17 protein-coding genes are annotated in these 19,175 nt (G+C 71.3%); 10 read left to right on the forward strand and 7 right to left on the reverse strand.

The annotated features are described in order from the left end of the window. Positions 1-86: 86 nt before the first annotated feature. Positions 87-1,130 (reverse strand): LacI family DNA-binding transcriptional regulator, encoded by a 1,044-nt coding sequence (locus OIE51_RS11570; RefSeq protein ID WP_326600602.1) that lies wholly within the window; start codon positions 1,128-1,130, stop codon positions 87-89. A gap of 175 nt (positions 1,131-1,305) precedes the next feature. Between OIE51_RS11570 and OIE51_RS11575 the strand changes: the two genes are divergently transcribed. The 4 genes from OIE51_RS11575 to OIE51_RS11590 all read left to right on the forward strand — a co-directional run bounded on the left by OIE51_RS11575 (position 1,306) and on the right by OIE51_RS11590 (position 6,762). Further along, positions 1,306-2,223 carry a carbohydrate ABC transporter permease gene (locus tag OIE51_RS11575; RefSeq protein WP_326597486.1) on the forward strand — a complete coding sequence of 306 codons (918 nt, stop codon included), beginning with the start codon at positions 1,306-1,308 and terminating at the stop codon, positions 2,221-2,223. Positions 2,224-2,228: 5 nt separating this feature from the next. After that, on the forward strand, positions 2,229-3,167 hold the full coding sequence (locus tag OIE51_RS11580; protein ID WP_326597488.1) for a carbohydrate ABC transporter permease: 939 nt from the start codon (positions 2,229-2,231) through the stop codon (positions 3,165-3,167). Between the two features lie 52 nt (positions 3,168-3,219). After that, positions 3,220-4,557 (forward strand): ABC transporter substrate-binding protein, encoded by a 1,338-nt coding sequence (locus OIE51_RS11585; RefSeq protein WP_326597490.1) that lies wholly within the window; start codon positions 3,220-3,222, stop codon positions 4,555-4,557. Between the two features lie 159 nt (positions 4,558-4,716). Beyond that, complete coding sequence (locus tag OIE51_RS11590; protein WP_326597492.1) at positions 4,717-6,762, forward strand: beta-galactosidase; 2,046 nt, start codon at positions 4,717-4,719, stop codon at positions 6,760-6,762. 483 nt (positions 6,763-7,245) lie between these two features. On the opposite strand, the gene OIE51_RS11595 is transcribed toward OIE51_RS11590, so the two are convergent. The 4 genes from OIE51_RS11595 to OIE51_RS11610 form a co-directional block, all read right to left on the reverse strand. Next, on the reverse strand, positions 7,246-7,620 hold the full coding sequence (locus OIE51_RS11595; protein WP_326597494.1) for a hypothetical protein: 375 nt from the start codon (positions 7,618-7,620) through the stop codon (positions 7,246-7,248). Positions 7,621-7,698: 78 nt separating this feature from the next. Next, complete coding sequence (locus OIE51_RS11600; RefSeq protein WP_326597496.1) at positions 7,699-8,133, reverse strand: roadblock/LC7 domain-containing protein; 435 nt, start codon at positions 8,131-8,133, stop codon at positions 7,699-7,701. 34 nt (positions 8,134-8,167) lie between these two features. Then, positions 8,168-8,932 carry a transcriptional regulator gene (locus OIE51_RS11605; RefSeq protein ID WP_326597498.1) on the reverse strand — a complete coding sequence of 255 codons (765 nt, stop codon included), beginning with the start codon at positions 8,930-8,932 and terminating at the stop codon, positions 8,168-8,170. Continuing rightward, entirely contained in the window at positions 8,929-9,330 is a 402-nt protein-coding gene (locus OIE51_RS11610) for a hypothetical protein (protein WP_326597500.1), read from the reverse strand. The genes OIE51_RS11605 and OIE51_RS11610 overlap by 4 nt, the downstream gene beginning before the upstream one ends. 294 nt (positions 9,331-9,624) lie before the next feature. On the opposite strand from OIE51_RS11610, the gene OIE51_RS11615 reads away from it, so the two are divergent. Next, complete coding sequence (locus OIE51_RS11615; RefSeq protein ID WP_326597501.1) at positions 9,625-11,667, forward strand: HelD family protein; 2,043 nt, start codon at positions 9,625-9,627, stop codon at positions 11,665-11,667. Here OIE51_RS11615 and OIE51_RS11620 read toward each other — a convergent pair. Continuing rightward, the gene (locus tag OIE51_RS11620) at positions 11,618-12,238 is read right to left on the reverse strand and encodes a TetR family transcriptional regulator (protein ID WP_326597502.1); all 621 of its coding nucleotides are present in this window, start codon (positions 12,236-12,238) and stop codon (positions 11,618-11,620) included. The two genes, OIE51_RS11615 and OIE51_RS11620, sit on opposite strands and share 50 nt — an antisense overlap. 118 nt (positions 12,239-12,356) lie before the next feature. Between OIE51_RS11620 and OIE51_RS11625 the strand changes: the two genes are divergently transcribed. The 5 genes from OIE51_RS11625 to OIE51_RS11645 all read left to right on the forward strand — a co-directional run bounded on the left by OIE51_RS11625 (position 12,357) and on the right by OIE51_RS11645 (position 17,230). Continuing rightward, the gene (locus OIE51_RS11625; RefSeq protein WP_326600603.1) at positions 12,357-12,740 is read left to right on the forward strand and encodes a nuclear transport factor 2 family protein; all 384 of its coding nucleotides are present in this window, start codon (positions 12,357-12,359) and stop codon (positions 12,738-12,740) included. After that, positions 12,737-13,960 (forward strand): MFS transporter, encoded by a 1,224-nt coding sequence (locus tag OIE51_RS11630; RefSeq protein ID WP_326597504.1) that lies wholly within the window; start codon positions 12,737-12,739, stop codon positions 13,958-13,960. Before OIE51_RS11625 ends, OIE51_RS11630 begins: the two co-directional genes overlap by 4 nt. A 90-nt stretch (positions 13,961-14,050) precedes the next feature. After that, on the forward strand, positions 14,051-14,677 hold the full coding sequence (locus tag OIE51_RS11635; protein WP_326597506.1) for an HD domain-containing protein: 627 nt from the start codon (positions 14,051-14,053) through the stop codon (positions 14,675-14,677). A 117-nt stretch (positions 14,678-14,794) separates the two neighbouring features. Further along, positions 14,795-15,769: a helix-turn-helix domain-containing protein gene (locus OIE51_RS11640; RefSeq protein WP_326597507.1), complete on the forward strand. Its 975-nt coding sequence runs from the start codon at positions 14,795-14,797 to the stop codon at positions 15,767-15,769. A gap of 474 nt (positions 15,770-16,243) precedes the next feature. Continuing rightward, the gene (locus OIE51_RS11645) at positions 16,244-17,230 is read left to right on the forward strand and encodes a helix-turn-helix domain-containing protein (RefSeq protein WP_326597509.1); all 987 of its coding nucleotides are present in this window, start codon (positions 16,244-16,246) and stop codon (positions 17,228-17,230) included. A gap of 337 nt (positions 17,231-17,567) precedes the next feature. Here the strand turns inward: OIE51_RS11645 and OIE51_RS11650 are convergent, their stop codons facing one another. Next, on the reverse strand, positions 17,568-18,797 hold the full coding sequence (locus OIE51_RS11650; protein WP_326600604.1) for a Cmx/CmrA family chloramphenicol efflux MFS transporter: 1,230 nt from the start codon (positions 18,795-18,797) through the stop codon (positions 17,568-17,570). Positions 18,798-19,175 lie beyond the last annotated feature (378 nt).

Below are 19,175 nucleotides of genomic sequence, written 5' to 3' on the forward strand. Positions count from 1 at the left end.
GCACCCGCACCCGCACCCGCACCCGCACGACGGACCTGTCCGCACCCGTCGCACGAGGGGGGCGACGCCGGAGACAACCGGTGCGGTCACCGGCGCCCGGGCGGCGGAGCGGTGCTGTCACGGATCACGATCCGGGCGGGCACGAGCGTCATCTCACGTTCGGTGGACCGCCCCCGGATCTTCCGGAGCACACCTGCCACCAGGAGACGGCCCACCTGGGCGAAGTCCTGGTTGATGGTGGTGAGTGGGGGAATGAACGACCCGGCCTCCGGGATGTCGTCGAACCCGACGACGCTGATGTCGCGCGGCACGACCCTGCCCTTTTCGTGCAGGGCGCGGAGGAGGCCCAGCGCCATCTGGTCATTGGCCGTGAACACCGCCGTGCAGTCCGGCTCGTCGGCCAGTCGGAGACCCGCGCGGTAGCCGGACTCGGCCGACCAGTCGCCCCGTACCAGCGCGGGCACGACCCGTCCCGCCTCGCGCAGCGCGGTCCGCCACGCCTCGGCGCGCCGCTGGGCGGCGAGCGACTCCTCGGGGCCGGCGACGTGCCAGACCGTACGGTGCCCGAGATCGAGCAGGTGCCGCACGGCCTCCGTGGCGCCGCCGACCTGGTCGATGTCGACGACGCTGTAGCGGTCACCGGCGTCGGAGTCGGCGACCACGACGTGCACCCTCGGCGGCAGGGAGACCGTCGCGGCGTCCAGCAGGTGCCTCTCCATGATCACGATGCACGCGTCGACGGCCATCTCGCTGAGTCGCGTGAAGGCGCCGCGCATCTCGTCCTGGGTCGGGACGGCGACCGGCAGCAGGGTGATCGCGTAGCCCTCCCGCACGGCGGAGTCCGCGATGGCCTCCAGCGTGCGCACATTCCCCGTGGACGAGAGATTGAACAGGATCACGCCGATGGTGCGGAACTCACCCCGTTTCAGGGCGCGGGCCGCGCTGTTGGGCCGGTAGCCGAGCTCCGCCATCGCGGCGAGAACCCGTTGCCGCGTCGCCTCCACCACCGCGGAGTGACCGTTCGAGACGCGGGAGACGGTCTGCGAGGAGACCCCCGCCAGGCGGGCGACATCCGCCATCGACACGCGCTTCCGCTGTGCCGTGCCATCCGCGTCGGCACCCTGCCCCATGTGACCCGCCCCCGCCCTCTCACCCATCCGACGACATCCTCTTCACCTCTTGACGCTCACGCCAGAGCAATGCAAACATCACGCCACATCGATGTTTACGTAAACATACCGGCTTCACATGCCCGGAGTTTCCGTACCCATCCTGTCGGAGCCGACCGATGAGCGAGGGACGCGCATGACAACGTTGTCGATATCCCCGAGGCACCGGGCCCCATCCCGGGCATATCACCGCAGGCGTCGCTGGGCGGGGCCGGCGTTCATCGGGCCGTTCATGGCGGTCTTCGCCCTCGTCTTCCTGGCCCCGATCGGCTACTCGATCTACCTGAGCCTCTACCGGGACCAGCTCATCGGCGGCACGTCGTTCGTCGGCCTCGACAACTACCAACGAGCCCTGGAGGACGCGGCGTTCTGGTCCTCCGTGAGCCGGGTGGGCCTGTTCCTCGCCATCCAGGTACCGATCATGCTGTTCATCGCGCTCCTGGTCGCCCTGGCCCTGGACAGCGGACGTCTCTACGGCAAGGACTTCTGCCGCATCGCCATCTTCCTGCCCTATGCCGTCCCCGCGGTGGTCGCCGCCCTGATGTGGGGCTTCATGTACGGCCCCCGGTTCGGACTCGTCGGGAGCATCAACGACACGCTCGGCACCTCCCTGCCCAATCCGCTCTCCCCCGACTGGGTCCTGGCCGCCATCGGCAACATCGTGACCTGGGAGTTCGTCGGCTACAACATGCTGATCTTCTACTCGGCCCTGCGCGTCATCCCGCACTCGCTCTACGAGGCCGCCGAACTCGACGGCGCCGGGGAGTGGCGCGTGATCACGGCGATCAAACTGCCGGCGATCCGCGGCGCGCTGGTGATCGCGACGATGTTCTCGATCATCGGGTCGTTCCAGCTCTTCAACGAACCGAGCATTCTGCGCAGCCTGGCCCCCAACGCCATCAACAGCGACTTCACTCCCAACCTCCTCACCTACTCGCTGTCGTTCGCCGGACAACAGCACAACTACGCGGCGACGGTCGCGATCGTCATGGGCGTCCTCACCATGATCGTCGCGTATGTCGTTCAGCTCCGCGGCATGCGAAAGGAACGGTGAGCGCGATGAGCACATCAGCCACCACCACCCGGCCCGTCGGCACTCACCGTTCTCCCGCCGGCCGGCTCCGGCAGCCCCGCCGTGCCGCGGACACCGCCCGCCAACCCCGGCGCAGCGTGCCGCTCACGCTGCTCACCGGACTGGTCCTCCTCTACGCCCTTGTCCCGCTGGTGTGGCTGGTCATCAACGCGACCAAGACGCAGGAGAGCCTCCTGAACTCCTTCGGACTGTGGTTCAGCGGCGACTTCGCGTTCTTCGACAACATCGGGGACACACTCACCTACGACGATGGCATCTTCACGCGCTGGCTACTCAACACCGTGCTCTACGTGGTGCTCGGCGCGGGCGGCGCCACGTTCCTCGCGGTGATGGGCGGCTACGCGCTGGCCAAGTTCGACTTCCCCGGCAGACGGGCGGTCTTCGCCGTCGTGATCGGCGCGGTGGCCGTCCCCGGCACCGCGCTGGCCGTGCCCACCTTCCTGATGTTCAGCAAGATGGGCCTGACCAACACCCCGTGGGCGGTGATCATCCCGTCCCTGATCTCCCCCTTCGGCCTGTATCTCATGTGGGTCTTCACCACCGAGGCCGTCCCCACCGAACTCCTCGAAGCCGCCCGCATCGACGGCGCCGGCGAGCTGCGGACGTTCTTCCGCGTCGTCCTGCCCCTGCTGGCCCCGGGAATCGTCACCGTCTCGCTGTTCACCATGGTCGCCACGTGGAACAACTACTTCCTGCCGCTGATCATGATCAAGGACCCCGACTGGTATCCGCTGACCCTCGGGCTCAACTCCTGGAACGCCCAAGCCTCGACGGTCGGCGGCGAGGCGGTCTTCAACCTCGTCATCGCCGGTTCGCTACTGACCATCGTGCCGCTGGTCGCCGCGTTCCTGCTGCTCCAGCGCTACTGGCAGTCGGGGCTGGCCGCCGGGAGCGTCAAGGAATGAGAACCCCTCCCCTGTCCCCGTCCCGCTCTGACAACGAAGTGAGAGAACCATCATGATGACGACAGCACGCCCCTTCATACGCGGCGCCGGCCTGGCATGCGTTCTGCTGCTCGGTCTGACGGCGTGCGGCTCCTCCGGCGGCGGCGCGTCGGACGGCGGCGCGTCGCCGGACGACGTACGGGCGGCCCTGGCGGAGGGCGGCGAGATCACGGTGTGGGCTTGGGAGCCGACCCTCGAACAGGTCGTGGAGGACTTCGAGGCCGAGTACCCGAACGTGAAGGTGAACCTGGTCAACGCCGGAGTCAACACCACCGAGTACACCGCGCTGCAGAACGCGATATCGGCCGGATCCGGTGTGCCCGATGTGGTGCACATCGAGTACTACGCGCTGAGCCAGTTCGCCATCTCCGACTCGCTCACCGACCTGACGTCCATGGGAGCCGCCGATCTGGAGGGCGCCTACGCCCCGCGTCCCTGGGCCGCCGTCCACCAGGGCGAGGGCATCCACGGACTGCCCATGGACTTCGGGCCGATCGCCCTCTATTACAACCAGGACGTCTTCGACGAGCACGGCATCGAGGTCCCGACCACCTGGCAGGAGTACGTCGAGGCGGGCCGCGCGCTGCATGAGGCGGACCCCGACGTGTACATCGGGGCCGACACCGGGGACGCCCCCCTCAGCACCAGCATGATCTGGCAGGCGGGCGGTCGGCCCTACACCGTCGAGGGCACCGAGGTGACGGTCGACTTCACGGACGCGGGCTCCACCGCGTTCGCCGAGACCTGGCAGCAGCTCGTCGACGACGACCTGCTCGCGCCCATCACCGCGTGGAGCGACGAGTGGTACCAGGGCCTGAACGACGGCAGCATCGCCACGCTCGTCATGGGCGCCTGGATGCCGCCCAACCTGGAGTCGGGCGTGCCGGACGGCGCCGGCTCGTGGCGGGTCGCCCCCGCACCGCAGTGGGAGGAAGGCGCGAACGCGAGCGCCGAAATGGGCGGCAGCTCGCTCGCCATCCCCTCGGCCAGCGACAACAAGGAGCTTGCCTACGCCTTCCTCGACTACGCCCTGGCGGGCGACGGAGTGCAGACCCGCGTCGACGCCGGTGCCTTCCCGGCCGCCACCGCGATCCTGGACTCCGAGGAGTTCCTCGCCACCGAGTTCGCGTACTTCGGCGGCCAGCGGGCCAACGAGATCTTCGCCGAATCCGCCGCGAACATCCGTGAGGACTGGTCGTGGCTGCCCTATCAGGCATATGCCAACTCGATCTTCAACGACACCGTCGGCCAGGCGTATGTCTCCCACACGACCTTCGCCGAAGGGCTCGCCGCCTGGCAGGCGGAAAGCATCGAGTACGGCGGCCAACAGGGCTTCGACGTCCGCGACTAGCCGGCCTCAAGGCACGTCGCCCAAGCCGGGCCAGATCGGCCCCACGGCTCCCCGGGACCCGAGCGGTCCCGGGGGACCGCGCCCCACGGCCCTCCCCGGCGCCGCCCTGAGCCCCTCGTCGGCCGGCGCATCCGTCACCCACCACCCAAGGAGAATCTGATGTCCCGCGTCTCGACGCCACGCTGGCTGCGCCGGCACGCCGACGACACCGCACCGCGGCTGGCCTACGGCGCCGACTACAACCCGGACCAATGGCCACGCGAGGTCTGGGACGAGGACATCCGCCTGATGCGCGAGGCCGGCGTCACCATCGTCTCCCTCGCGATCTTCTCCTGGGCGCGTATCCAGCCCGAGCGCGATATCTGGGACTTCGCCTGGCTCGACGAGGTGATGGATCTGCTGCACGCCGGCGGCATCGGCGTCGACCTGGCGACCGCCACCGCCTCACCTCCGCCGTGGCTGACCACCGAACACCCCGAGATCCTGCCCGTCACCTCGGACGGCAGCGTCCTGTGGCCCGGGGCCCGCCAGCACTGGCGGCCCACCTCCCCGGTGTTCCGCGAACACGCGCTGCGGCTGGTCACGGTCATGGCCGAGCGCTACGCGAACCACCCCGCCCTGGTCGCCTGGCACATCTCCAACGAGCTCGGCTGCCACAACGTCTACGACTACTCCGATGACGCCGCCCGCGCCTTCCGGCAGTGGCTGCGCACCCGATACGGCGATCTCAACGCGCTCAACCACGCCTGGGGCACCGCCTTCTGGTCCCAGCGCTACACCGACTGGGACCAGATACTCCCGCCACGGCTCGCGGCCACCCACCCCAACCCCACCCAGCAGCTCGACTTCAAGCGTTTCTCCTCCGACGCCCTGAAGGACTACCTGCGGGCCGAACGCGACATCCTGCGCGCCATCACCCCGGACGTACCGGCCACCACCAACTTCATGGTGGTCGCGGCCAAGGGTATGAACTACGCCGACTGGGCCGCCGAGGTCGACTTCGTCTCCAACGACCACTACGTCGTCCCCCGGGCGCAGGCCCTGGACGAGCTGTCCTTCTCCGCCAACCTCACCGGCAACCTCGCCGGGGGACGGCCCTGGTTCCTCATGGAGCACTCCACCAGCGCCGTCAACTGGCAGCCCGTCAACCGGGCCAAGGAACCGGGCGAGCTGGCCCGCGACTCCCTGCTGCACGTGGCCCACGGCGCCGACGCCGTCTGCTTCTTCCAGTGGCGCCAGTCGGCCGCCGGCGCCGAGAAGTACCACTCCGCCATGGTCCCGCACGCCGGTCCCGACAGCGAGGTGTTCCGCTCGGTCACCGAACTCGGCCGCACCCTGCGTGACCTCGCCCCGGTCGCGGAGTCGGCGCGCCGGCCGGCCCGAGCGGCGATCCTCTTCGACTGGGAGTCGTGGTGGGCCAGCGAGCAGGACTCCCACCCCACCTCCCTGCTGTGCTACCACCAGGAGGCGCTGGACTGGTACTCCGCCTTCCTCGCGCTGGGCGTGCGCGCCGACGTCATCCCGCGCGGCACCTCCCTGGACGGCTACGACCTCCTCGTCGCACCCGTGCTGCACGTGCTACCCGAGCCGTTCGCCAAGGAGCTGACCCGCTATGTGGAAGGCGGCGGGCACCTGGTCACCACCTACTTCTCCGGCATCGTCGACGAGAACGACCACGTCTGGCTCGGCGGCTACCCCGGCCCCCTGCGGCACCTGCTCGGCATCCGCATCGAGGAGTTCGCCCCGCTGCTGGAGAAGGAGACCGTCCAGCTCGATGACGGCGCCACCGGCACGCTGTGGACCGACGACATCACCGTCACGGACCCGACCGTCGACGTGCTCGCCCGCTACGCCACTGGCGCCCGCGCCGGGCGGCCCGCGATCACCCGCCGCCCGGCGGGCGGCGGCTCGGCCTCCTATATCTCGACCCGGCTCGGCCCGCAGCAGCTTCCCGCCCTCCTCACCCGGCTGTGCGAGAAGGCGGGAGTGAACAGCGAGCTGCCCCCGAACGCCCGCGGCCGGGTCGAACTCGCCGTCCGCGCCGGCCGCGACGCGGACTACTGGTTCCTGGTGAACCGCACCGACGAGCCGGTCACGCTCCCGGACGTCACCGGCGACGTGCTGGCCGGAGGCACGCGGTCCCCCGGAGGTCCACTCGCCCTCACGCCACGCGGCGTGACCGTGCTGCGACGGCCGACCGGATAGAAGAGTCCTCACAGACCCGGACCGACCAGGATCTACCCAGCACCAACGCTCGGGCCGAACGCGCTCGGCCGAGACGCCCGGTGTGCCGGGACGGTCTGGAGGGGCGAGACAGGAGCAGACCCCGGCATGGCCGCTACCACCAACCCCGACCAGGACCGGCGCCGCGCCCGAAACGGCGGACTTCCCCGGCGGAGTACAAGCTGAGGATCGTCGCCACGTGCGACATGGCCCCTCACGGGGAGAAAGGCGCGATCCCGCGCCGCGAGCGGCTGTACCACTCGCACATCATGGCGTGGCGGGTCGCATCTGTTCGGCTCCGCGGAGGGGACCCACGGTCTTGATATCAAGAGCTCCGCCAGTCGATATCGCCCGGACGAAGCCACCGCGGAACCCGCTCGGCGTCGGCGGGATGGGTCTCCCGCCACGCCGCCGGCGGCACCGGCCATGAGGAACGAGGCCGGTGCCGCCGGGGACCCTTATCCGTCAGACGGTCAGCTCCTGCCCGATCTTCCGGAGCTGGTGCCGGGCCATCGCGAGGTTGGACCGGCCCTTGTCCAACGCCAGGTAGAAGAACAGGCCCGCGCCCGCGCGCCCGGGGAGCGGTCTGATCAGGTGGTACTGGCTCCCCAGGGTGATCAGTATGTCCTCGATCTCGTCCTTGAGGCCGAGGAGTTCCATGGCGCGCACCTTGGCGCGGACGACGTCGGTGTTGGCCGCGGCGGCGACCGTCAGGTCCAGCTCCTTGCCACCACCGACCGTACCCAGGGCCATCCCGCTGGTGTAGTCGACGACGGCGGCCCCGATGCTGCCCTCAATGGCTGTCAGCGCTTCCTTCAATGAGGCTTCGAGGTTGGCCATGATCGGTGGTTCCTTTCGATTGGGTGTGCTTCCCGGTGCCCGGGACACGGTGTCCCGGGGGGGAGTGGTGACCGCGGGTCAAGGCGCTTCCGGACGGTCGCGCGCGGCATCGATCAGATCTCCGATGCGCGCGCTCGACCGGCGGACCTCCAAGTGCAGCCGACCAACGTTGGTGCGTGGCTCAGCCAGGACGGTGACGACCGCTGCGGTGCCGGCCGCGTAGGTGGCGACGTAGCCCTGCTCGCCCCGCACGAGCAGTTCGCGGAAGTCTCCCTGTCCGGTGACGTCCGTCAGCCGCATCGCCACCCCCAGAGCGGCCGCGGTGAGCGCGGCGATGCCTTCCGCCTCGGCTGTGTCGCTGTCATGGGCGAGGACGAGCCCATCGACGCTGGCTGCCAGGGCACCGGTCACGTACGAGAGCCGCGCCCGCAGTTGCTTCAGTTCTTCGAGTACCTCAGCCTCCACGGCCATGAGTCTGATCCTTTCGGCGCGCTGTCTCAGAACGCGCCTCATGACGGCGCGGGCGCCGTGCGGACGGGCTCGGGGATCACAGTGTTGCCTCCAAGGCGTCACGAAGTCGGCGAAGCAAAGCCGGAGTGGGGTCGGCGAAGACATCCGGGACATGGGCGGGACGCGGAGGAAGGGCTTGAGGGGCCGGTGCGCGTGGCGTCTCGATGTGCCCGGCCGCGGCGAGGCGCCGCACGTCGACCAGGGTGTGGAACGCCGGACGGCCCAGCACCCAGGCGATCCCGTTGGGGGTACGGACCCCGTCGGTGAGGGCCAGCACGGCCCGCTGACGCTGGCTGAGGACGGCGGCGCCCGCGACCGGACGCCGTACCACGGGCGCCATGTCGATCTGCGGATACGGCCACAGCCTGGCGAGGAGTTCTCGGCGGCGGCGGTTCTCCCGCTCGACGGACTCGGCCCGTACGGGTCGCACGGGGCCGAGCCAGTGCCTGACACCGCGGCGGAAGCGGGCCGGTCCGCCACCGGGCGCCAGAGCGAAGTACGCCGCGTCGAACAGGGTGTTCAGGTGGCAGATCTCCAGTTCGCCGCTGCCCAGGTGACCATTGTCGACGAGGAATCTGCCGACCTGGCAGCGCGCTCCGGCCTCGTCGATGGCCATGCGCCAGCGCTCGGCCGGGAGCCGCCCGTTCTTGAGCAGGAGAACATCGATCCCCGGCGTGGCGGGACTCTCGGCGTGGACCACCTGACCGTCGGCGAAATAGAGCGTCCCGGTGTCGCGCAGGAGCGCGCCGGTGGCCTGTTCCGCGGCCAGCCGGTCGAGCGTCGGGGCGGCCTCACCCGTCATGCCAGCACCAGGTTCTCGGCCAGGGCCCGCAGGCGGATGCGGGCGAGGGCCAGGTTCCCCTCGTGCCGGTCGAGCCACAGGTGGATGAAGACACTGCTGTCGAAGGGCGTCTCGACAAAACGCAGTATGTGATAGCCGGTTCGGGTGGTGACAATGATGTCCTCGACGGGGATCGCCGCGTCCGGGCTGTCGGCGTCGGCGGGTTCGGGGATGAACGTGGTCTGTTCGGCGGCCATACGGGCGAGTTCCGCTGTCTCGGCGGCAGCCGTGTCGTGGTCGCTGTTGGGCGAGCCGCCGACCGTGCCCAGGGTGAGTCCGCTGGTCCAGTCGACCACCGCGGCGCCCCGCGCCCCGGGCAGAGCCATCGCGTCGACCAGACACTGTTCTATCCCGGGCATGAGGCTCCCCCCTGTGTGTGACTGCCGTTCATATGCGGCGGGGAGCACAGGCTATGCAACTTGCGACCCACAAGGAACACAAAGTTGGCATATTCCTTATAAATATCTCGCGACATCTCCCCAGTTGGCCCCGGACAGCCGCCGGGGCGCCGGGGCGCCGGGAAAACCGTTTGCGGGCCGTTCCGGGGGCGCCTAGGCTCCCGTGCCTTGCCTCCGGCCGTTTCGGACCGGAGCCGGCCGGACGGCAACCGGGCGGCGTTTCCTCACCCGTTTCGCAGCAACGGAGGCTTCGTCGTGCCCGCCCACTCCCCCCTGGACGCCGAGCGCGCTCATCTGGCCGCTTCCCGCGCCGCCTTGCGCGCGATGCGCGCCGATGCCGAGGCACTCGACATCAAGGACGTCACCGCCAACTGGGTCAACGCCCAGGTGCTGCGCTCCGAGATCGACCTGCGGATCAAGTCCCTGGCCGATCTCGACGGAACGCCGCTGTTCTTCGGCAGGCTGGACTACCTGCGCGACCTCGACGCGGAGGGCGAGAGCGGCCACCGTTTCTACATCGGCCGCCGCCATGTCCACGACGCCGACGGCGACCCGATGGTCATCGACTGGCGCGCGCCCGTCTCGCAGCCGTTCTACCGGGCCTCCAAGCGGGACCCGCGGGACGTGCGGCTGCGTCGCCGCTTCGGCTACGACGGCGGTGAGCTGACCGCGTACGAGGACGAGCACCTCTCCGATCCGGCCGAGGAGGCCAGGACCAGCGCCCTCCTCCAGCGCGAGATCGAACGCCCGCGCGTCGGCCCGATGCGGGACATCGTCGCGACGATCCAGCCCGAGCAGGACGAGATCGTCCGCGCCGCGCTCGGCGGCACGGTCTGCGTGCAGGGGGCGCCCGGCACCGGGAAGACGGCGGTCGGCCTGCACCGGGTGGCGTACCTGCTCTACAGCCACCGGGAGCGGCTGGCGCGCAGCGGCACCCTGGTGATCGGGCCGAACCGTTCGTTCCTGCGCTACATCGAGCAGGTGCTGCCCGCGCTGGGCGAGCTGGAGGTCAAGCAGGCGACCGTGGACGACCTGGTGGGGCACGTCCCGGTCCGGGGCGCGGACAGCGCGACGGCGGCGCGGATCAAGGGTGACGCGCGGATGGCCGAGGTGCTGCGGCGGGCGGTGCGGTCGGGGGTGCGGATGCCGCGCGAGCCGGTCGTGGTGGTGCGCGGCTCGCGGCACTGGCGGGTTCCCGTGCATGAACTGGAAGAGATCGTCCGGGAGTTGCTGGCCCGCGACATCCGGTACGGCTCGGCGCGCGAGGCGCTGCCGCAGCGCGTCGCGCACGCGGTGCTGGTGCGGATGGAGCAGGCCGGCGAGGCGCCGGACGACCGGACGCAGAACGCGGTGGCCCGCACGCCCGCGGTGAAGGCGGCGGTGAAGGAGATCTGGCCGCTGGTGGATCCGGCGAAGCTCGTGCTGCGGCTGCTGTCCGACGCGGACTTCCTGGCGGAGCAGTCGGCGGGCCTCCTCACCCCCGAGGAGCGCGAGGAGATCCGGTGGGAGAAGCCGGCCCGCGGGGTCGCGTCGGCCCGCTGGTCACCGGCCGACACCGTGCTGATCGACGAGGCCCGGGACCTGATCGAGCGCACCGGGTCGCTCGGGCACGTGGTGCTGGACGAGGCCCAGGACCTGTCGCCGATGCAGTACCGGGCGGTGGGCCGCCGGTGCTCCACCGGCTCGGCGACGGTGCTGGGCGACATCGCGCAGGGCACGACGCCGTGGGCGACGGAGAGCTGGGCGGCGGCGCTGGCCCATCTGGGCAAGCCGGACGCGGTGGTGGAGGAGCTGACGCGGGGCTTCCGCGTGCCGCGCGAGGTCATCGCGTACGCCTCGCGGCTGCTGCCGGCGATCGCGCCGGAGCTGTCGGAGGCGACGTCGATCCGGGAGGCGGCCGGTTCGCTGGAGGTGCGGCGGGTGCCCGACCCGGCCGGGCTCGACCACGCGGTGGTGGCGGCCTGCCGGGAGGCGCTGGCGCACGAGGGGTCGACCGGCCTGATCGCGGCGGACGCCCGGATCGGGGCGCTGGCGGACGCGCTGGCGGCGGCCGGGCTGAGCCATCTCGCGCCCGGCGAGGAGACCTCCCGGGAGGCGCGGCTGACGCTGGTGCCGGCCTCACTGGCCAAGGGTCTTGAGTACGACTACGTGGTGCTGGACGACCCGGCGGCCGTGGTGGACCACGAACCGGACGAACGGACCGGGCTGCGCCGCCTGTATGTGGCCCTGACCCGTGCGGTGTCCGGGCTCACGATCGTGCACGCGGCTCCGTTGCCCCCTCAGCTGGCAGCGGGGTGATGATGCGGCGCACGGCCTCGACGGCGGAGGCGCGGTAGGCGGCGACGACCTCCGGGTCGTCGCCGTCGCCGAGCAGCGCCGCCGCGACCTGGGGCACGGCGTAGTACCAGGCGACGGTGCCGATCAGCAGCATCAGCAGGTGGGCCGGCGGCAGGTCGGCGGTGATGTGGCCGGAACGCTGGCCGGCCGCCAGGGCGTCGGTCTTGACCTGGTAGTGCGCGATGCGCACCGGGTCCTCGGAGGAGTGCTTGGCGCCGTAGAACTGGGCCTCGTTGAGCAGCAGCTTCAGCAGCTCGGGGTGGGCGCGGTAGTGGTCGAACAGCTCGCCGGCGAACTCGGGGACCCGTTCGGGGCGGATGTGGATGGCCTCGATCAGCTCGCCCATCTGGCGTTCGAGGACGGCGGCGAAGAGCTGCTCCTTGTTGCCGAAGTAGCTGTAGATGGACGCCTTGTTCGCTCCGGCGCGCTCGGCGATGCGGTCGACGCGGGCGCCGTCGATGCCTCGCTCCGCGAACTCGGCGGTGGCGGCTTCCATGATCCTGGCGCGGGTGGCCGCGGCGTCGTACGGCATGACCCCAATCTAACTAACCAGTTGACTTTGATGCCAGTTGCGGCAGAGGATGGGCCAGGATTAAACCAAATGGTTAGGAATCCTCTGTAGGAATCCCGAGGAGCGCACCGCCGTGCCCATGCCCGCCATGCCCGCCTCCGTCCTGCGGTTCTTCACCGCCTCCCACGCCGCCGACGCCGAGGCGTGGGCGTCAGCCTTCGCCGAGGACGCCCTGTTCCACGACCCGGTCGGCCAGCCCCCGATCGAGGGGCGCGAGGCGATACACGCCTTCTTCGCCGACGTTCTGTCCGGCTTCAGCCCGTTCCTCGGCCTCACTCCGCTCCAGGCCCACACCGCGGGGGACGCGGTCGCCGTCGCCTGGCACGGCTCGGCCCTCACCACCGCCGGCCGCCCGGTCAGCTGGTCCGGCATCAACGTCTTCGAGCTCGACGGCCAGGGGCTGATCAGCGAGGCCCGCGCCTACTTCGACCAGGCCGTGCTCCGGGCTCAGCTCACCTCATGACGCGGTCGCCCTCGCCTGCCATACCCGCCGCGCGGCGCGGGCTGATCGTCCTCTTCGCCGTGGCATGCGGCGTCGGCGCCGCCAACCTCTACCTCGCGCAGCCGCTGGTCACGGTCATCGGCGACAGCCTGGACATCTCCGAGCCGGCCGCCGGACTGGTCGCCACCCTCGCCCAGTTCGGCTACGCCACCGGCATCATCCTGCTGGCGCCGCTGGGCGACGTGGTCCAGCCGCGCCGCCTGGTCACCGTCCTGCTGCTGGCCGCGGCCGGCTGCCTCGTGGTGGCCGCCGCCGCGCCCGGTCTGCCGGTATTGCTGGCCGCCTCGTTCGCCGCCGCCGCGTGCACGGTCGTGCCGCAGATCCTGATCCCGCTGGCCACCCGGCTGACCCCGCCGGACCGGGCCGGGCACACGGTCGCGACCCTCGCCGCCGGCCTGTACCTCGGCCTCTTCGGCAGCCGCGTCCTGGGCGGCCTGCTCGGCGAGGCGGCCGGCTGGCGGGCCGTCTACCTGGGCGCGGCCGTCGCCACCGCCACCACCGCCCTGCTGCTGCGCCCGGCGCTGCCCGGCACCCGGCCCCCGGCCGGCCACGCCGCCTCGTACGGCGCGCTGCTGGCGGGTCTGCCCCGGCTGCTGCGTGAACGACCGGTGCTGCGGCAGGCGTGCGCACTGCAGTTCTGCTGGTTCTCGGTGTTCATCGCGGCCTGGGCCGTGATCGTGCTGCGCCTGACCGGCCCGGCGTTCGACTGGTCGACGGCCGCCGCGGGCCTGTCCGGCCTGGTCGGCCTGGCCGCCGGAGCGCTCACACCCCTGGCGGGCCCGCTGGCCGAACGGTACGGCGGCACCACCGTCATCGGGGCCGGCCTCGGCCTGGCGGTGACAGCGGTGGCCCTGCTGGCGGCGGCGGGCGGCACGATCGTGGGGCTGGCGGTGGGCATGTTCGCGCTGACCCTGGGCATCCAACTCGCCCAGTCGGTCAACCAGGCCCGGGTGCTGGGCGAGGCGGCGACGGACCGGAGCAGCGCCAACACCGTCTTCGTCGGCGCCACCTTCCTCGGCGGCTCCTTCGGCGCGGCGGTCGGCCAGGCCGCCTACGACAGCGCCGGCTGGGCCGGCTTCGCGACCTTCGCCGCGACGATGATCTGCCTGGCGGCGCTCCGCTTCGCCCTGGCGACCGGCAGACCGAGGGCCCCGCTCCCCGGCGCGCGGGCACGGCACTGAGCCACCGCGCGGCGGGCACGGCACTGAGCCGCCGGGCGCGCGCCGGGTACGCGCCGGGCGCGGTCCGGGCGCCGGGGTGACAATGGGCGCATGCCGGCAGCTGCGTCCCCCCAGGACAACAACGACCTCCTCGTCCGCTTCACCGCCCTCGCCGGGCCCGGTGCCCGCGGAGTCGGGGAGGAGCTGCTCGCGCGGTGGGACGAGCCGCATCGGCGCTATCACACCGTGTCCCATCTGCGGGCCGTGCTCGGGCGGTTGGACGAGCTGGCCGGGTGCGCCGAGGACGACACCGCGGTCGGCCTGGCGGCCTGGTTCCACGACGCCGTATACGACCCGTACGCCTCGGACAACGAGGAGCGGTCCGCCCTGCTCGCCGAACGGCTGCTGCCGCCCGGGGCCCGCCGCGACGAGGTGGCGCGGCTGGTGCGGCTCACCGCGACGCACGACCCGGCCGACGGCGACGCCAACGGCGCGGCCCTGTGCGACGCCGACCTCGCCGTGCTGGCCGGACCGCCCGCGCGGTACGCGGCGTACGCGGCCGAGGTCCGCCAGGAGTACGGCTTCGTGACCGACGAGGACTTCCGCGCCGGACGGGCGGTCGTGCTGCGCCATCTCCTCGCGCTGCCGCACCTGTTCCGCACCCCGTACGGGAAGGAACACTGGGAGACCACGGCGCGCTTCAACCTGCGTGGAGAGCTGCGGCTGCTGACCGGTTGACCGCGAAGAGCGTCAACTCCTCCCGGCTGGGCAGGGTTCACGGTGCCGAGCCGACGTCACACGAGACGTTTATCCGGAGTTGACCGGGCGTGTACCCGGAGGAGGTTTGCTGTCGGCATGGTCGAGCGTGGGTTCCACAGTGACGATCTGCCCCGGAGTGAACGTTTCGACTACTGCCATGGCCGCTATCGGGGCGTCTTCGAGCTGACCAGCGACCACGCCGACCACTTCTTCGCGTGCGAGCGCTTCCTGCCGATGGGCGCCGTGCAGCTGGGCACCAAGTCCTATCTGCCGATGGACCTCACCCGGGTGTCCCGCTCCGAGTCGGCCCCGGTCCCCGACACCTACGAGCTGGTCTTCCCGGTCCAGGGCGTGGTGCACACCGCCTTCACCCACGGGGACTTCTCGACGAGTCCCGGCGGGCTGTACGTGCACGACATCAGCCGCGTGCGCTCGGTGTCCTTCCGCACGCACGACGAGGCACGGCCGTATCACGAGATCGGGCTGAGCGTTCCCAAGTCGCTGCTGACGCTGCCGACCGACAAGGTCGACCGGCTGCTGGGCGAACGGCTGCCCGTGGACAGCGGCTTCGGCGCGATGCTCACCATGTTCATCCGCCAGCTGACCACCGACAGCGCGTCGTTCGGCCCCGACGACGGGCCCAGGCTCGGCACGGTCGCGGTCGATCTGGTCGCCGCGCTCTTCGGCAGCCTGCTGGCGGCCGAGTCCGCACTCCCACCCGAGAGCAGATCGCGGGCGCTGACCCTGCGCATCCGGGCCTTCATCAAACGGCACCTGACCAGCGCGGACTTGACGCCGCAGGCCATCGCCGACGCGCACCACATCTCGGTGAGCTATCTGCACAAGCTGTTCCGGACCGAGGACACCACGGTCGCGGCGTTCATCCGCCACGAGCGCCTGGAACGGGCGCGTCACGCCCTCACCGACAGGGCGCTGCGGGGCACGCCGATCCACACCATCGCCACACACTGGGGCTTCGCCAACTCGGCGGATTTCAGCCGGGCCTTCCGAGCGGCGTATGGTGTTCCGCCCCGCGACTACCGACAACACGCTCTGGGGTCCGATGGCTGAGAAGGCACGACACGACGGGCGGCGCCCGCAGTGGTGGGGAGCGGAAGCGCGGGAGTCCACCGCTTCCGCTCCCCTCCCCTTGTACGGCCGACGCATCGCCCCCGTTGTCAACGACGCGCCGACCCGTCCATGTGCACCTCTGTTCCGCGCGAAAGAGGAAGCCGGCCCCGGGAACTCGCTGAAGGGCCGTAGTGCTGCCAACACGCCACCTCTTCCCCGGCCTTCCACGTCGGTCACCGCGAAGGCCGAGCCGCCTCCCGGCGGCACACTCCGAGGATGGCGGACCGGCGAGGCGGAGTCCTTAGCAGCGAGTCCACAGTTTCTTGCGCGGGAGTGCACTGGTCGCGGGAACGCGAAAGCCCCTCGCGCCCGTCCAGTACGGCAGGGAAGCTTTACGCGGCGCCGAGGCGTTGCCTTTACGGGTGCTCAACGCGAGTTGCGCGCGCGTCCAGCCGAAGGGGGTTTGCTCCAGAGATGATCGAGACCGCGTTCCGCAGCGACGATCTGCCACGTGAGGAGCGTTTCGAGCGCTTCCGGGGGATGGTGCGGGAGTTCTACGACGCGAGAAGCGAACACGCCGAGGACTACTGGGCGCACGAGCGGTATCTCCAGTTGGGCGCCGTGCAGGTGTCCCACAAGCGGTTCCTCCCGATGGAGGTGCACCGGACCCCGACCTCGCCCTTCGCGAGCGGCTCGGACATCTACCAGATCTCCCTTGTCCAGAACGGCATCGTGCGCACCGAGTGGACCGAGCGGAACAGCGTCTCCGCGGTGTCCCCGGCGGGCGGCCTGTACGTGCACGATCCGGCGCGCGTCGAGATGTCCGCCTTCCACGTGCCGGCGGGCGGGGAGCCGTACCAGTCGCTGTGCATGATCGTGCCCAAGTCCATGCTCGCGCTGCCGCCCGCCAGGGTGGAACGGCTCTTCGGGCGGCGGGTGCCCGTCGACGAGGGGTTCGGCGCGCTGCTGGAGAAGTTCCTCAGCGGGCTGACGGCGGACGCCGACTCCTTCGGCCCGGCGGACGGGCCCCGGCTCGGCACCGTGGCGGTCGACCTGGTGTCCGCGCTCTTCGGCCATCTGCTGGCCGGCGAGGACGCGGTGACGCCCGAGTCGCGCGCCAGGACGCTGATCCTGCGCATCCGCGTCTTCATCCAGGAGCATCTGTCCGACCCGGAGCTCTCCCCGCAGACCGTCGCCGACGCGCACCACATCTCGGTGAGCTATCTGCACAAGCTGTTCCAGACGGAGGGCACCACGGTCGCGGCGTTCATCCGGCGGCAGCGCCTGGAGCACATCCGCCGGGCGCTCTCCGACGCGGCGCTGCGCGGCATGCCCATCCACGCCATCGCCGCCCGCTGGGGCTTCCCCAACGCCGCCGACTTCAGCCGCACGTTCCGCGCGACGTACGGCGTTCCGCCCCGGGACTTCCGGCAGCAGACGCTCGGCGCCGTGCGGACCTGACCGGAGCACGCGGGCGCCGGGCAGGCTGGCACGCGGGCACGCGGGCACGCGGGCACGCGGGCAGGCGGGCAGGCGACGCACCGTGAGGGAGCGACGCACCGTGAGGGAGCGGAAGCGGCCGTGTCCGCCGCTTCCGCTCCCTTCCCCCTAGGGGACCGGCGCATCGCCCCCGTTCATTCGACGCGCCGGCCAGTCGGCCGAGCCGCGGGCCACCGGGGATGGTCAGTCCCCGGGGCCCAGGGCGGTGGGCCTGGACGACACCGAAGTGCCGCCTCGCCCGTCCGCTCCTACTTCGGCGGCTCGTTGTCGAGCATGCCGCAGCGGCGGGCCGGAGTCGTTAGCTCTGGGTCGACACTTTCTTGCGCGGGAGTGCACCGGCGAAGGGACGCCCGCCCGCGACGGCTCGTGAGCCACGCCGCGCCTCGCGGTCCTGGAGCCAGGCTCCGGCCAGCGCCGCGAGAACCAGCAGCGCACCGAGCCCGGCCGTCCAGGCGTAGCCGAGGCCGACGCTGATCACCACGCCGCCGGCCCAAGGGCCGATGGTGTTCCCGGTGTTGAACGCCGAGGTCACCGTGGCGCCCGCGAGGGTCGGAGCGGCGGCCCCCGCCAGGACGAAGATGCGGGCGTTGAGCGCCGGCGCGCCGACGAAGGCGGCCAGGCCCAGGAGTCCGGACAGGGCGACGACGGCCACCGGGTTCCGCGCCGTGAGCGCGATCAGCGCCAGCGCCGCGGTGGCGGCGCCCAGGCCGGTGTAGAGCGTGCCGAACATGTGGCGGTCGGCGAGCCGCCCGCCGACGAGGGTGCCGGTCAGCGCCCCGATCCCGTACAGCACCAGCACCACCGGCACCCAACCCTCGCCGAGCCCGGTGACGTCGGTGAGCAGCGGCGCGAGGTAGGAGAAGAAGCAGAAGGTGCCCGCGGCGAAGAACGCGATGGTGCCGATGGCCAGCCACACCTGCCGGTCACGGTACATCACCAGCTCGGCGCGGAGCCTCGGCCGCCGGGCCGCGTCCCGGGCGCCGACGCCCCGGGGCACGAACGCGAGCACGCCCGCCAGCCCGAGGGCGGTCAGCAGCGCCACCGCCCAGAACGCCGACCGCCACCCCAGGTGCTGCCCGAGCAGCGCGCCGGCCGGTACGCCGGCGATGTTGGCGATGCTCAGCCCGCCCAGCATCACCGCCATGGCCCGCGCGCGGGCGTCGGCCGACACCAGCGAGATGGCGACCGCGGTGCCCACCGCCCAGAAGCCCGCGCAGGCGAGCGCGCTGATCACCCGGCACGCGAACAGCAGCGCGTAGCCGGGCGCCACCGCTCCGACGACGTGCCCGGCGCCGAAGACCGCGAGCAGCCCGAGCAGCGCCTGCCGCCGGGGCAGCCGCTGGGTGGCGGCGGCCAGCAGCGGGGCGCCGACGACCATACCGATGGCGAAGGCGGAGATCAGCAGTCCGGCGGTCGGGATCGAGACGTCCAGATCGTCCGCGACATCGGGCAACAGCCCGGAGAGCATGAACTCCGAGGTGCCGAGGGCGAATACGGCGGCACCAAGCACGTATACGGCGACGGGCAGGGACGAGGAACCGGAGGTCTCGGAGGGAGCGGACACGGGGGGCCAAACGCGCTCGCGTCCATGCGTATTCCCGTGCGATGCGCGCCGCCCTGGACGCCATCGCTGAAGGAGACGGTGAACGGCGGCGACAGCCCGGCGCGGGTGACGGCCGCGGTCGCCAGGAACGCGGCCGGCGAGAAGCCGAGGCCGGCGCCGCGGACCGGCAGGGCCACGTCCAGGATCGAGAAGTCCAGGGCGAGCCTGAGCCGGGCCCCCGGACAGGAGGACCGGCACGAGCCGCTGACGGGTGGTCAGGTGTCCCACCCCGTTCGCGTCTGCTGGTGGTGGGGCGGCGGGAGCGAGCGCGGACATGGAGGTTCCTCCGGGGAGGAACTGAGG

Source organism: Streptomyces sp. NBC_01803, assembly GCF_035917415.1.
In the GTDB taxonomy this organism is placed as follows: domain Bacteria; phylum Actinomycetota; class Actinomycetes; order Streptomycetales; family Streptomycetaceae; genus Streptomyces.

What these genes read in the sequence shown, in the direction of transcription:
- OIE51_RS11570 (WP_326600602.1), bottom strand. Translation starts at nt 1,130, where the DNA reads ATGGGGCAGGGTGCCGACGCGGATGGCACGGCACAGCGGAAGCGCGTG.
- OIE51_RS11575 (WP_326597486.1), top strand. Translation starts at nt 1,306, where the DNA reads ATGACAACGTTGTCGATATCCCCGAGGCACCGGGCCCCATCCCGGGCA.
- OIE51_RS11580 (WP_326597488.1), top strand. Translation starts at nt 2,229, where the DNA reads ATGAGCACATCAGCCACCACCACCCGGCCCGTCGGCACTCACCGTTCT.
- OIE51_RS11585 (WP_326597490.1), top strand. Translation starts at nt 3,220, where the DNA reads ATGATGACGACAGCACGCCCCTTCATACGCGGCGCCGGCCTGGCATGC.
- OIE51_RS11590 (WP_326597492.1), top strand. Translation starts at nt 4,717, where the DNA reads ATGTCCCGCGTCTCGACGCCACGCTGGCTGCGCCGGCACGCCGACGAC.
- OIE51_RS11595 (WP_326597494.1), bottom strand. Translation starts at nt 7,620, where the DNA reads ATGGCCAACCTCGAAGCCTCATTGAAGGAAGCGCTGACAGCCATTGAG.
- OIE51_RS11600 (WP_326597496.1), bottom strand. Translation starts at nt 8,133, where the DNA reads ATGAGGCGCGTTCTGAGACAGCGCGCCGAAAGGATCAGACTCATGGCC.
- OIE51_RS11605 (WP_326597498.1), bottom strand. Translation starts at nt 8,932, where the DNA reads ATGACGGGTGAGGCCGCCCCGACGCTCGACCGGCTGGCCGCGGAACAG.
- OIE51_RS11610 (WP_326597500.1), bottom strand. Translation starts at nt 9,330, where the DNA reads ATGCCCGGGATAGAACAGTGTCTGGTCGACGCGATGGCTCTGCCCGGG.
- OIE51_RS11620 (WP_326597502.1), bottom strand. Translation starts at nt 12,238, where the DNA reads ATGCCGTACGACGCCGCGGCCACCCGCGCCAGGATCATGGAAGCCGCC.
- OIE51_RS11625 (WP_326600603.1), top strand. Translation starts at nt 12,357, where the DNA reads ATGCCCGCCATGCCCGCCTCCGTCCTGCGGTTCTTCACCGCCTCCCAC.
- OIE51_RS11630 (WP_326597504.1), top strand. Translation starts at nt 12,737, where the DNA reads ATGACGCGGTCGCCCTCGCCTGCCATACCCGCCGCGCGGCGCGGGCTG.
- OIE51_RS11635 (WP_326597506.1), top strand. Translation starts at nt 14,051, where the DNA reads ATGCCGGCAGCTGCGTCCCCCCAGGACAACAACGACCTCCTCGTCCGC.
- OIE51_RS11640 (WP_326597507.1), top strand. Translation starts at nt 14,795, where the DNA reads ATGGTCGAGCGTGGGTTCCACAGTGACGATCTGCCCCGGAGTGAACGT.
- OIE51_RS11645 (WP_326597509.1), top strand. Translation starts at nt 16,244, where the DNA reads ATGATCGAGACCGCGTTCCGCAGCGACGATCTGCCACGTGAGGAGCGT.